The organism is Leclercia sp. UBA7405, assembly GCF_037152215.1.
Taxonomy (GTDB): Bacteria; Pseudomonadota; Gammaproteobacteria; order Enterobacterales; family Enterobacteriaceae; genus Enterobacter; species Enterobacter pneumoniae.
In genome coordinates this window covers 572060-584703 of record NZ_JBBCMR010000001.1, presented here as the reverse complement: position 1 = coordinate 584703, position 12644 = coordinate 572060, and the positions used below count along the sequence as shown (strand labels likewise).

Annotated in this window: 9 protein-coding genes; 7 read left to right on the top strand and 2 right to left on the bottom strand. The window is 58.4% G+C overall.

Annotated features, from left to right (window positions below):
• The first annotated feature begins 1 nt into the window (after nucleotide 1).
• Nucleotides 2-754, top strand: coding sequence for a molybdopterin-synthase adenylyltransferase MoeB (moeB, locus tag WFN75_RS02830; protein ID WP_336995590.1), 753 nt, complete (start codon nucleotides 2-4; stop codon nucleotides 752-754).
• A gap of 98 nt (nucleotides 755-852) precedes the next feature.
• Here moeB and fsa read toward each other — a convergent pair whose 3' ends face one another.
• Nucleotides 853-1515 (bottom strand): fructose-6-phosphate aldolase, encoded by a 663-nt coding sequence (fsa, locus tag WFN75_RS02825; protein ID WP_046886905.1) that lies wholly within the window; start codon nucleotides 1513-1515, stop codon nucleotides 853-855.
• Nucleotides 1516-1643: 128 nt separating this feature from the next.
• Between fsa and WFN75_RS02820 the strand changes: the two genes are divergently transcribed.
• From WFN75_RS02820 to WFN75_RS02805, 4 genes are all read left to right on the top strand, one after another.
• The gene (locus WFN75_RS02820) at nucleotides 1644-2543 is read left to right on the top strand and encodes a glycyl-radical enzyme activating protein (RefSeq protein ID WP_336995589.1); all 900 of its coding nucleotides are present in this window, start codon (nucleotides 1644-1646) and stop codon (nucleotides 2541-2543) included.
• A gap of 4 nt (nucleotides 2544-2547) precedes the next feature.
• On the top strand, nucleotides 2548-4980 hold the full coding sequence (locus WFN75_RS02815) for a formate C-acetyltransferase/glycerol dehydratase family glycyl radical enzyme (RefSeq protein ID WP_336995588.1): 2433 nt from the start codon (nucleotides 2548-2550) through the stop codon (nucleotides 4978-4980).
• 209 nt (nucleotides 4981-5189) lie between these two features.
• Nucleotides 5190-6005 carry a Cof-type HAD-IIB family hydrolase gene (locus WFN75_RS02810; protein ID WP_336995587.1) on the top strand — a complete coding sequence of 272 codons (816 nt, stop codon included), beginning with the start codon at nucleotides 5190-5192 and terminating at the stop codon, nucleotides 6003-6005.
• 160 nt (nucleotides 6006-6165) lie between these two features.
• Nucleotides 6166-7428, top strand: coding sequence for a DUF1479 domain-containing protein (locus tag WFN75_RS02805; protein WP_336996220.1), 1263 nt, complete (start codon nucleotides 6166-6168; stop codon nucleotides 7426-7428).
• Here the strand turns inward: WFN75_RS02805 and WFN75_RS02800 are convergent.
• Nucleotides 7425-8498 carry a LacI family DNA-binding transcriptional regulator gene (locus WFN75_RS02800; protein WP_336995586.1) on the bottom strand — a complete coding sequence of 358 codons (1074 nt, stop codon included), beginning with the start codon at nucleotides 8496-8498 and terminating at the stop codon, nucleotides 7425-7427. The genes WFN75_RS02805 and WFN75_RS02800 overlap by 4 nt on opposite strands.
• Before the next feature lie 287 nt (nucleotides 8499-8785).
• Between WFN75_RS02800 and WFN75_RS02795 the strand changes: the two genes are divergently transcribed.
• Both WFN75_RS02795 and WFN75_RS02790 read left to right on the top strand, forming a co-directional pair.
• The gene (locus WFN75_RS02795) at nucleotides 8786-10087 is read left to right on the top strand and encodes an MFS transporter (protein WP_046886910.1); all 1302 of its coding nucleotides are present in this window, start codon (nucleotides 8786-8788) and stop codon (nucleotides 10085-10087) included.
• Nucleotides 10088-10104: 17 nt separating this feature from the next.
• The gene (locus WFN75_RS02790) at nucleotides 10105-12468 is read left to right on the top strand and encodes a glycoside hydrolase family 31 protein (RefSeq protein ID WP_336995585.1); all 2364 of its coding nucleotides are present in this window, start codon (nucleotides 10105-10107) and stop codon (nucleotides 12466-12468) included.
• Nucleotides 12469-12644: the final 176 nt, after the last annotated feature.

Here is a 12644-nt window from a genome sequence, read left to right as displayed (position 1 = left end):
TATGACGGCTGAGCTGAGCGACCAGGAGATGATGCGTTACAACCGCCAGATTGTGCTGCGCGGTTTTGACTTTGAGGGTCAGGAAGCGCTGAAGGCGGCCAGCGTGCTGGTGGTCGGACTCGGTGGCCTGGGCTGCGCGGCGGCGCAATACCTGGCCGCGGCGGGGGTTGGCCAGATGACGCTGCTGGACTTCGATACTGTCTCGGTTTCAAACCTGCAGCGCCAGACGCTGCACAGCGACGCCACGCTCGGCCAGCCCAAAGTGGCCTCTGCCCACGCGGCGCTGGCACGTATTAATCCCAACGTTCAGTTCACCCTCCTTGACGCGATGCTGGATGACGAAGCGCTCTCTGCCCTGATTGCCCGGCACGATCTGGTGCTCGACTGCACCGATAACGTCGCCATTCGCCACCAGCTAAACGCCGGCTGCTTCGCCCACAAAACGCCGCTGGTCTCCGGCGCGGCCATTCGCATGGAAGGGCAAATCAGCGTTTTCACCTGGGCCGAGGGTGAGCCCTGCTATCGCTGCCTGAGCCGTCTGTTCGGTGAAAACGCGCTCACCTGCGTGGAGGCGGGGGTGATGGCCCCCCTGGTCGGTATCATCGGGTCGCTGCAGGCGATGGAGGCGATCAAGGTGCTGACGCACTACGGAACGCCTGCCGCCGGAAAAATCGTGATGTATGACGCCATGACCTGCCAGTTCCGCGAAATGAAGCTGATGCGTAACCCGGGATGTGAGGTGTGCGGAGGTTAAGCCTTGTTGTGGCCTGATCCCCTCACCCCGGCCCTTCCCCACAGGGAGAGGGAGAAAACCGTAGGCCGGATAAGCGCCAGCGCTACCCGGCAACAGAATCAAATCGACGTCCGGCCAAACGCCCCCTGCCAGTCCTGTTCGAACTTCGCCACCGCCGCCTCAACCGCCGGAGAAGCAAGCAACTGCTGCGCCACATCCAGCGGCAGGGTAATCGATTCGCAGCCCGCCAGCAGGCAATCCAGCGCCTGGCGCGGCGTTTTAAAACTGGCTGCCAGCACTTTCGCCTGCGGCGCATGCAGGGTGAGCAGTTGCTGAAGTTCGACCACCGTCTGGATCCCATCCCCGCCCTGCGCATCTACGCGGTTAACATACGGCGCGACGTACTCCGCTCCCGCCAGCGCAGATAACATCCCCTGCGCTGCCCCGTACACGGCGGTACCCAGCGTCGGGATCCCCTCGGCTTTCAGCATCCTGATTGCCGCCAGCCCCTCTGCCGTCACCGGTACTTTAACTACCAGGTCCGCCATCATGCCGCGCAGTTTAATGGCCTCTTCCACCATCCCTTCCGCGTGTGATGCCATGACCTGAGCAAATAAGCGCCCTTTGCCCCCTAGCGCGTCGTGCAGTTCCGGTAGCAGAACCTCCAGCGGCGTTTTTCCTGCCGCCACGATGCTCGGGTTCGTGGTCACGCCCGCCAGCGGGAAGACGCGCGCCAGTCTTTTTACGGCAGCGACGTCGGAAGTGTCGAGATAGAGTTCCATGATAGTGTCCTCAAAAATGAATCTGCATTTACCCTAGCACGGCAAAACCTCTCCTGGAGTTGACGCACGTCAAGATAACTTTCATTCGAAAGTCATTTAATCTTCATACGCAACCCAGAGGCATAATCATGATCTTCAACATTCAGCGCTACTCTACCCACGACGGCCCCGGTATCCGTACCGTCGTGTTCCTGAAAGGCTGCTCCCTGAGCTGCCGCTGGTGTCAAAATCCTGAAAGCCGCCGTCGTCACCGCGATCTGCTGTTTGATGCGCGCCTTTGCATGGAGGCGTGCGAGCTGTGCCAGCAGGCGACGCCAGGCGTTATTGAACGCGCGTTAAATGGCCTGATGATTCATCGCGAAAAGCTGGATGAGGCCGCGTTCAACGCGCTGACCGATTGCTGCCCAACCCAGGCGCTCACCGTCTGCGGGGAAGCGCAGCCGGTAGAGGAGATCATGGCCAGGGTGGTTCGCGACAAGCCTTTTTACGATCGCAGCGGCGGCGGTATGACTCTCTCCGGCGGCGAACCTTTTATGAACCCAGCGCTGGCGCAGGCGTTGTTTCAGGCCAGCCGGGAGCAAGGCATACACACCGCCGTGGAGACCTGCCTGCATGTTCCCTGGCACAATATTGAACCCTCATTACCCTATGTCGATCTCTTCCTGGCCGACCTGAAACAGGTCGATAGCGCACGCTTTAAACAGTGGACCAACGGCTCTGCGAAGCGCGTACTGGACAACCTGAAACGGCTCGCCGCCGCGGGCAAAACCCTTACCATCCGCGTACCGCTGATCCCGGGTTTTAACGCCGATGAGGCCTCGGTGACCGCCATTACTAATTTTGCCGCCGACGAACTCAACGTTCAGGATATCCATTTTTTACCCTATCACACGCTGGGCATGAATAAGTACAGCCTGCTCGGCGAACCCTACTCTGCCCCTGATAAACCGCTTGATAACCCTGATTTACTGGCCTTTGCACAGCAGTATGCCAGCCAGAAAGGGTTAACGGCGACCCTACGAGGATAACGTTATGACGACCCTGAATCTCACTACCCTGAGCGATCGCATTAAAGCCCATAAAACCGCGCTGGTTCATATCGTCAAGCCGCCGGTCTGTACCGAGCGTGCTCAGCACTATACCGAGATGTACCAGCAGCATATGGACAAACCGATCCCGGTGCGTCGCGCGCTGGCGCTGGCCCACCATCTGGCGCAGCGGACCATCTGGATCAAACACGATGAGCTGATTATCGGAAACCAGGCGAGCGAAGTCCGCGCCGCGCCTATCTTCCCGGAGTATACCGTCGCCTGGATTGAGAAAGAGATCGACGACCTGGCCGACCGTCCTGGCGCAGGCTTTGCGGTGAGCGATGAGAACAAACGCGTGCTGCATGAGGTCTGCCCGTGGTGGCGTGGTCAGACCGTGCAGGATCGCTGCTACGGCATGTTCACCGATGAGCAAAAAGGGTTACTGGAGAGCGGTATCATCAAGGCCGAAGGTAACATGACCTCCGGCGATGCTCACCTGGCGGTGAACTTCCCGCTGCTGCTGGAAAAAGGGCTGGATGGTCTGCGCCATAAGGTGGATGAACGCCGTTCGCGAATCAACCTCACCTGCCTTGACGACCTGCACGGCGATCAGTTCCTGAAGGCAATTGATATCGTGCTGGAGGCGGTCAGCCTGCATATTGAACGCTTTGCTGCCCTGGCGCGTGAGATGGCCGCCACTGAAACCCGCGAAAGCCGCCGCGATGAACTGCTGGCGATGGCGGAAAACTGCGATGTGATTGCGCACCAGCCGCCAGAGACTTTCTGGCAGGCGCTGCAACTCTGCTATTTCATCCAGTTGATCCTGCAGATTGAGTCGAACGGTCATTCGGTCTCGTTTGCCCGCATGGACCAGTACCTCTACCCCTTCTACCGTCGCGACGTGGAGCTGCAACAGAGTCTGGATCGCGAGCACGCCATTGAGCTGCTGCACAGCTGCTGGCTGAAGCTGCTGGAAGTGAACAAGATCCGCTCCGGCTCGCACTCGAAAGCCTCGGCCGGGAGTCCGCTCTATCAGAACGTGACCATTGGCGGCCAGAAGCTGGTCAACGGTGAACCGATGGATGCGGTGAACCCGCTCTCCTACGCGATTCTTGAATCCTGCGGCCGTCTGCGCTCTACCCAGCCAAACCTCAGCGTGCGTTATCACGCGGGCATGAGCAATGACTTCCTCGACGCCTGCGTGCAGGTGATCCGCTGCGGCTTTGGCATGCCGGCGTTTAACAACGATGAAATCGTCATTCCGGAGTTTATCAAGCTCGGCGTGGAAAAAGAGGATGCTTACGACTATGCGGCAATTGGCTGTATCGAAACCGCCGTTGGCGGCAAATGGGGCTACCGCTGTACCGGCATGAGCTTTATTAATTTCGCCCGCGTAATGCTGGCGGCAATGGAAGGCGGCCGGGACGCCACCAGCGGTAAGGTGTTCCTGCCCCAGGTCAAAGCGCTCTCAGCCGGCAACTTTACCGATTTCGACGAGGTGATGGCCGCCTGGGATCGCCAGATACGTTACTACACCCGTAAATCTATCGAAATTGAGTACGTGGTGGACACCATGCTGGAAGAGAACGTCCACGATATTCTCTGCTCGGCGCTGGTAGATGACTGCATTGAGCGCGCGAAAAGTATCAAGCAGGGTGGCGCAAAATATGACTGGGTTTCGGGCCTGCAGGTGGGTATTGCGAACCTCGGCAACAGCCTGGCGGCGGTGAAGAAACTGGTCTTCGAGCAGGGTACCATTGGGCAGCAGCAGCTTGCCGCAGCTCTGGCGGACGACTTCGACGGGCTGACGCACGAACAGCTGCGCCAGCGCCTGATCAACGGCGCGCCGAAGTACGGCAATGACGACGACAGCGTGGATCTGCTGTTGACGCGCGCATACCAGACCTATATCGACGAACTGAAGCAGTACCACAATCCGCGCTACGGTCGCGGTCCGATAGGCGGCAAGTACTATGCCGGGACCTCGTCCATCTCAGCGAACGTGCCCTTTGGCGCTGCCACCATGGCCACCCCGGACGGGCGTAAGGCGCATACGCCGCTGGCGGAGGGGGCAAGCCCGGCTTCCGGTACCGACCACCTCGGCCCAACGGCGGTGATTGGCTCTGTCGGGAAGTTACCGACCGAAGCGATCCTTGGCGGCGTGCTGCTAAACCAGAAGCTGAACCCGGCCACGCTTGATAACGACAGCGATCGCCAGAAGCTTATGGTGCTGCTGCGTACCTTCTTCGAGGTGCACAAAGGCTGGCATATTCAGTACAACATTGTGTCACGCGAGACGCTGCTGGAGGCGAAGAGACATCCGGATCAGTATCGCGACCTGGTGGTGCGCGTGGCGGGGTATTCGGCGTTCTTTACCGCCCTGTCGCCGGATGCCCAGGACGATATCATTGCGCGTACGGAGCATACGCTGTAACGCGGCGGCCTCTCTCCCCTGAGGGCGAAGGGAATTGCGCACGCTGATGCCCTCACCCCGGCCCTCTCCCACGGGGAGAGGGAGAAAACACTAAGCGGCAGCTCCGGCTGCCGTTGTGTTTTTGACTTTCGAATGAAATTAAATTTGTGCTCCCCGTCACCTTGTTATTAGAATGTTGCTGGTCGCAGCAATATTCAGGAGCGCAATTTATGACCGTTAAAGTTATCGTCACCGATATGGACGGAACTTTTCTCAATGACGCCAAGCAGTACGACCGTGACCGCTTCAAAGCACAGTTCGAACAGCTTCAGGCCCGTGGCATAGAGTTCGTTGTCGCCAGCGGCAACCAGTACTACCAGCTCATCTCCTTCTTTCCGGACCTCAAAGAGCAGATCTCTTTCGTGGCGGAAAACGGCGCGCTGGTCTTTGATCACGGCGAGCAGATTTTCCACGGCGAGCTTACCCGTCATGAATCGCAGATCGTGATTGGCGAACTGCTGAAAGATCAACAGCTGAACTTCGTGGCCTGCGGGCTGCAGAGTGCTTACGTCAGCGATAAGGCCCCGGACGCGTTTGTGGCGCTAATGTCAAAGCACTACCACCGTCTCCAGCGGGTCAGTGATTATCACGAGATTGACGATGTGCTGTTCAAATTCTCACTGAACCTGCCCGACTCCGATATCCCGAACCTGATCGACGCGCTGCATGTCTCTCTCGACGGCATCATGAAACCGGTAACCAGCGGTTTTGGCTTTGTGGATTTAATTATCCCAGGCCTGCATAAAGCGAACGGCATTAGCCGCCTGCTGAAGCGCTGGGCTATCTCCCCGCAGGCCTGCGTCGCTATCGGCGACAGCGGCAACGATGCCGAGATGCTGAAGTTTGTCGGTTACCCCTTCGCCATGGGCAATGCGGGGGAAGCGATCAAAGCGATTTCCCGTTATCAGACCGATGACAATAACCATCAGGGTGCCCTGAACGTGATTCAGGCCGTGCTCGATAACAGCGCACCGTTCAGTCAATGATTCCCCTTTCGTCGGCGCCCTGCCGGCGAAACGCCTTCTCTTTCTCTTCCTTCTCGTCCTGTGCACCCGATCAAGTTTTTCAACTTGCATTAACTTATTTTTAACTTAAAGTATCACTTGTAATGTTTTTTACTTTCGAATGAAAGAAAGAGAGGGTGTGATGAGCTTAACCTTTACCAGTGAAACCCTGCCCGCCGACCACAAAGCGGCAATCCGTCAGATGAAGCGTGAGCTGCGCGCGCAGATCAGCGACGTACAGGCGGTGTTTAATCGTCTGCACGCTAAGATCGCCGACCGCGTGGCTGAGATCGCTGCGTTGAAAAAGAGCGGCGATCCCGTCTGGCCAGTCATCCCCTTCGCCGACGTTAAGAACGGGACGCTTAGCGAGGCGCAGCGTGCCGCAGTGAAACGCCGCGGCTGCGCAGTGATTAAAGGCCACTTCCCCCGTGAGCAGGCGCTGGCATGGGATAACGCCATGCTCGACTATCTGGATCGTAATCACTTCGACGAGGTGTACAAAGGGCCAGGGGATAACTTCTTTGGCACCCTCACCGCCTCCCGCCCGGAGATTTACCCGATCTACTGGTCTCAGGCGCAAATGCAGGCGCGCCAGAGTGAAGAGATGGCGCAGGTGCAGTCCTTCCTGAACCGTTTATGGACATTCGAAAGCAACGGTAAGCAGTGGTTTAACCCGGACGTAAGCGTCATCTATCCGGATCGCATTCGCCGCCGTCCACCGGGAACCACCTCTAAAGGGCTGGGCGCGCACACCGACTCCGGCGCGCTGGAGCGCTGGCTGCTGCCGGCCTATCAACAGGTCTTTGCCCGCGTATTTGATGGCAATGTGGATGAGTATGATCCCTGGAACGCTGCGCACCGCACCGATGTGGAGGAGTACACCGTGGACAACACCACCAAGTGCTCTGTGTTCCGCACCTTCCAGGGCTGGACGGCGCTGTCAGACATGATCCCGGATCAGGGGCTGCTGCACGTGGTCCCCATCCCGGAAGCAATGGCCTACATTCTGCTGCGTCCGCTGCTGGACGACGTGCCGGAAGATGAACTCTGCGGTGTCGCACCGGGTCGCGTGCTGCCCATTTCAGAGAAGTGGCATCCGCTGCTCATCGAGGCGCTGACCAGCATACCGGCGCTGGAAGCGGGCGATTCCGTCTGGTGGCACTGCGATGTGATCCACTCCGTCGCACCGGTAGAAAATCAGCAGGGCTGGGGCAACGTCATGTACATCCCGGCCGCGCCGATGTGCGAAAAGAATCTCGCCTATGCGAAGAAAGTTAAGGCCGCGCTGGAGACCGGGGCATCACCGGGAGATTTCCCACGCGAAGATTACGAAACAGACTGGCAAGACCGCTTTACCCTGAACGATCTCAATATTCACGGCAAGCGTGCGCTGGGCATGGCTTAGTTATCGTAAAGTCCTTCACGTTCTACGGCGGTGCGTCGTTTCCCCTGACGTATCCGCCGGACAGATTCCCGCACGGCCAGCGTGCCGTTGAGCAGCAAAGTGCCAACCGGCGCCTCGGGGCGCATCAGCCGCTGCTGAAGCATATACACCGCTTCGGTTCCCAGCTCATCGCGGGGAACATGCACCGCCGTGAGCGGCACATCCTGAATGGCGGCGAGATTGAAGCCGTCAATGCTCATTACCGAGATATCCTGCGGCACCCGCAGCCCCTGTTTTTGCAGGGCGCTGATGGTGCCCGCCGCCATAAAATCCCCCCCCACTAAAAACGCGGTGGGCAGATCCCTCCCCTGCATTTGCGTGAGCCACTCGCCGATGAGCTGTTCTGTTTCGCGTGCGCTAAAGCTGGGCGCCACCAGCAGATCGCGTTTATCGCGGAACGTCAGGTTGTGCGACTGCCACGCATCGCGTATCCCGGCCAGACGTAGCTCCATCGTGTAACGCCGCAGACAGAGTACGTTTAACACCTCCCGGTGTCCCATTTCGAACAGGTACTCAGCGGCCCGTTCGCCAATTGCCCGGTGGTCGGGTGCCACGGCGGGCAAGCGCATATGGCGGTCGCGACAGTTGATTAGCATGCAGGGTTTACCCACGTCCACCGCCAGATCGTGAATATGGGGATCGTCGATACCCAGCAGGATGGCGGCCTGGGTCTCGGTCTCATTCATTCGCGTCAGAAAGAGCTGCGCATCGCTGTCGTTCTCCTCCAGGGCGCAGTAACGCAGGCGCACATCATGCGACGCCAGACCTTTGCTTACACTCTGGATGACCCGGTAGTAAAAGATATCGGACCGCTCGTCAAACGCCCGCTGCGGCGCAAAGACCACAAGGCTATTCAGCAGCAGGCGCCCGGCCGCCAGACCGTCCATCACCCCCAACTCCCGCGCACACGCCAGCACCCGGTTACGCGCTTTTTCGCTGGTATTCGCTTTACCCGCCAGTACCCGTGAAACTGTGCTAATAGAGAGCTGCGTGCGGGCGGCGATTTCGGTGATTTTTAACCTTTTATCCATTTTGTGATCTGGCTCCATTTGCTAAATGAAAAAATTTTCATAGCCTTGTTATCAGTTTGTAACTGACCTGGAGGCCATCATGCCAAAGGGTTTCGGTCAATAATGAGAATTTTTGCACAAAATCCACTATTGCCCTCTCATTTTCTCCCTTAAGGTGAACTTGTCACACAACTTCCATACTAGTTGTATAGCAACTTTGCACTGGTAAACGGATAACAATCAACATCATAAAGCGCCGTGTGACACCTGAACCTATATCCCCTACCGTCCGTCTTGTGGAGAGTAAAATGAGTCAGGACATCAATAACACCGTAGCGACAAGCAAAACCCGTCGCGTGATTAAGAACCTGCGCTGGTATGTACTGGTACTGTTCTTAATGGGCGTCACCGTCAACTACATCACCCGTAACTCGTTAGGCATTCTCGCTCCGGAGCTAAAAGAGAGCCTGGGGATCACTACCGAGCAATACTCCTGGATCGTGGGTGCCTTCCAGATCGCCTACACCATTTTCCAGCCTTTGTGCGGCTGGCTGATTGACGTGATTGGCCTGAAGATTGGCTTTATGGTCTGCGCCGGTATCTGGGCGCTGATGTGTATCTTCCATGCGGGTGCCGGTAGCTGGCTGCACCTGGCGATCCTGCGCTTTTTTATGGGTGCCTCGGAAGCAGCCGCGACGCCAGCCAACGCCAAAACTATCGGCGAATGGTTCCCAAAATCAGAACGTCCTGTGGCCGCCGGCTGGGCGGGGGTGGGCTTCTCGATTGGCGCCATGCTGGCTCCGCCTATCATCTACTTCGCCCACGCCTCCTTTGGCTGGCAGGGGGCGTTTATGTTTACCGGCGTGCTGGCGCTGTTGTGGGTGATCCTCTGGTGGGCGTTTTATCACAATCCGGAGCAGCACCCGAACCTGAGCAAGGATGAGCTGGCGTTTATTAAGCAGGACAACGAACCACCTGCGGTGAAGCTGCCCTTCCTGACTGCGCTGAAAACCGTCTCAAAGAACAAACGCTTCTACGGTATCGCCATCCCGGCCTTTATGGCGGAACCGGCCTGGGCCGTGCTGAGCTTCTGGGTGCCGCTCTACCTCGCTAAAGAGCACGGCATGGACCTGAAGCAGATAGCGATGTTTGCCTGGCTGCCGTTCCTCGCCGCTGACCTTGGCAGCGTGGCAAGCGGCTACCTGACCCGCCTCTACACCCGTCTGTTCGGTTGCACCCGCGTCAACTCCGTGGTGGCAAGCTCGGTTACCGGCGCATTTCTGATGATCTCGCTGGCCGTGGTGGCTATCACCCGCGATCCCTATATCACCATCGTGCTGATCTCTATCGGCGGCTTCGGGCATCAGATCATCTCCTGCATGCTGAGTGCGCTGGTCGTGGAGTCGTTTGATAAAGGCCAGATGGCGACGGTCAACGGGATGCGCGGCTCGGCGGCATGGATCGCCAGCTTCTTCTTCTCTTTGTTGATTGGTGTGACCGCCGACAAAATCGGCTTCAACCCCCTCTTTATTGCCATGGGCTTCTTTGACCTGATTGGCGCTGTTTTCCTGGTAGCATTTATTGCTGAACGTCGCGCCAAGCGCGCCTGATAGTGGATCTATTGCATATGAAAACCCTGAAAAACTGGACCGTCGCAACAGAGTCGGCGAACCATATTGAGCTGCTGGTCGATAATCAGCACCGTCTGTGTCTGTATGTGCTGGAAGAGAACCTGTTCCGCGTGCTGATTAAGCGCAAAGGCGAACTGGCGCTGGACCGCACCTGGAGTATCGCCCCGGAGCAAGATGTGCCCTGGGAAGGACGCCATCGTGACGATCTGAGCGGCTTCTCCTGCCCGGCCTGGCAGCTGACGCAGCAGGGCGACATGCTGACGGTTGCTACCCAGCAGCTGCGTGTGACGGTCCACCAGCCGCTGTGGCTGGAGTGGCACTATTGCGATGACGCGGGCGAGTGGCAGCCGCTGGTGAATGACCGCCCGACCAGCGCCTACCTGCTGAATGCCCACGGCGACGGCGTGGCACACTACCTGAGCCGCCGCAAGGATGAGCGTTTTTACGGCCTGGGCGAGAAAGCCGGCGATCTGCAGCGCAACGGTAAACGCTACGAGATGCGTAACCTCGACGCGATGGGCTACAACGCCGCCAGCACCGATCCACTGTACAAACACATTCCGTTCACCCTCACCCGCCGGGATGACGTGAGCTATGGCCTGTTTTACGACAACCTGAGCAGCTGCTGGCTGGATCTGGGCAACGAAATTGATAACTACCACACCGCCTACCGCCGCTGGCAGGCAGAAGCGGGTGACATCGATTACTACATGTTTACCGGGAAACGGGTGCTGGATGTCACCAAAGCCTTTGTGCGCCTCACCGGGAAGACGTTGTTCGGTCCGAAATGGAGCCTGGGTTACAGCGGATCGACCATGCACTATACCGACGCGCCGGACGCGCAGAATCAGCTGATGCACTTTATTCGCCTGTGCGAAGAACACGCGATTCCGTGCGACTCCTTCCAGCTCTCGTCCGGCTATACCTCGATCAACGGCAAGCGCTACGTCTTCAACTGGAACCATGACAAAGTGCCGCAGCCGAAGGTGATGACTCAGGCGTTCCACGACGCCGGGTTAAAACTGGCGGCCAACATCAAGCCGTGCCTGCTACAGGATCACCCGCGCTATAACGAGGTGGCAGAAAGAGGCCTGTTCATTCGTGATTCAGAAACCAATGCGCCAGAACGTTCCAGCTTCTGGGATGACGAAGGCTCGCACCTCGACTTTACCAATCCGCAGACGGTGCAGTGGTGGCAGGAAGGCGTGACCACGCAGTTGCTGGAGATGGGGATCGACTCCACCTGGAACGATAACAACGAGTATGAAGTCTGGGACGGCGAAGCGCGCTGCTATGGCTTCGGCCAGCCGATCGCCATCAAGCATATTCGCCCGGTGATGCCGCTGCTGATGATGCGCGCCTCGCTGGAGGCGCAGCAGCGCTTCGCCCCGGAAAAACGCCCGTACCTGATCTCCCGCTCCGGCTGCGCGGGGATGCAGCGCTACGTCCAGACCTGGAGCGGTGATAACCGCACCAACTGGGAGACCCTGCGCTATAACATTCGTATGGGGCTGGGGATGAGCCTCTCCGGGCTCTTTAACGTCGGGCATGACGTCGGCGGTTTTTCTGGCGATAAGCCGGATGCCGAGCTGTTTGTGCGCTGGGTACAGAACGGCGTGATGCATCCGCGGTTTACCATCCATTCATGGAATGATGACCAGACCGTTAACGAGCCGTGGATGTATCCCGGCGTGACGCCGGCCATTCGCAGCGCGATTGAGCTGCGCTATCGCCTGCTGCCCTATCTCTATACGCTGCTCTGGCAGGCTCACGCTGACGACGAGCCGATGCTGCGTCCTACTTTCCTCGATCATGAGCATGATGCGCAGACCTTTGAAGAGTGCGACGACTTCCTGCTGGGCCGCGATCTGCTGGTGGCAAGCGTGGTCGAAGCCGGGCAGCGTGCGCGCCGCCTCTGGCTGCCGGATAACGAAGCCGGCTGGTACGATTTTTATACCCACGAGTGGTTTGCTGGCGGCCAGTGGATTGTGCGCGACGCGCCGCTGGAGAAGCTGCCGCTGCTGGTGCGTGCCGGGGCCGCGTTGCCGCTGAGCGAGCGCATCACGCACGTGAATGCTGAAAAAGACGATGCTCGCGAGCTGAAGCTGTTCCCGCTAAAAGGCGTGGGTACCACGTCTGGCCTGCTGTTTGAGGACGACGGCGAGAGCTGGGGTTATCAGCAGGGCAATGCGCTGTGGGTGGAGTGGGAGATGGTCTGCGACGGGGCGAGCATTAATCTGAAGGTGAACGCGCGGGGGGATTATCGCCCGGCGTGGAAGGTGCTGAAGGTGTCATTACCGGCAGGGGAAACACGCAAGCTGCGGGTGAACGGTGTTGAAGGGGGTGAGTGGGAGGTGTAGTGCGGCTTGTTGCCCTTCACCCTAACCCTCTCCCACAGGGAGAGGGAAGAGAGAGGTAACGTCGTAGTGCGGTCTGATGTCCTCACCCTACTCCTCTCCCACAGGGAGAGGGAATAAAAGCACGACACCTTCCCTGAGTATTTCGCGCTGCAGGAAGGCGGTAAACCTGTGGATCC

What these genes read in the sequence shown, in the direction of transcription:
- moeB (WP_336995590.1), top strand. Translation starts at nt 2, where the DNA reads ATGACGGCTGAGCTGAGCGACCAGGAGATGATGCGTTACAACCGCCAG.
- fsa (WP_046886905.1), bottom strand. Translation starts at nt 1,515, where the DNA reads ATGGAACTCTATCTCGACACTTCCGACGTCGCTGCCGTAAAAAGACTG.
- WFN75_RS02820 (WP_336995589.1), top strand. Translation starts at nt 1,644, where the DNA reads ATGATCTTCAACATTCAGCGCTACTCTACCCACGACGGCCCCGGTATC.
- WFN75_RS02815 (WP_336995588.1), top strand. Translation starts at nt 2,548, where the DNA reads ATGACGACCCTGAATCTCACTACCCTGAGCGATCGCATTAAAGCCCAT.
- WFN75_RS02810 (WP_336995587.1), top strand. Translation starts at nt 5,190, where the DNA reads ATGACCGTTAAAGTTATCGTCACCGATATGGACGGAACTTTTCTCAAT.
- WFN75_RS02805 (WP_336996220.1), top strand. Translation starts at nt 6,166, where the DNA reads ATGAGCTTAACCTTTACCAGTGAAACCCTGCCCGCCGACCACAAAGCG.
- WFN75_RS02800 (WP_336995586.1), bottom strand. Translation starts at nt 8,498, where the DNA reads ATGGATAAAAGGTTAAAAATCACCGAAATCGCCGCCCGCACGCAGCTC.
- WFN75_RS02795 (WP_046886910.1), top strand. Translation starts at nt 8,786, where the DNA reads ATGAGTCAGGACATCAATAACACCGTAGCGACAAGCAAAACCCGTCGC.
- WFN75_RS02790 (WP_336995585.1), top strand. Translation starts at nt 10,105, where the DNA reads ATGAAAACCCTGAAAAACTGGACCGTCGCAACAGAGTCGGCGAACCAT.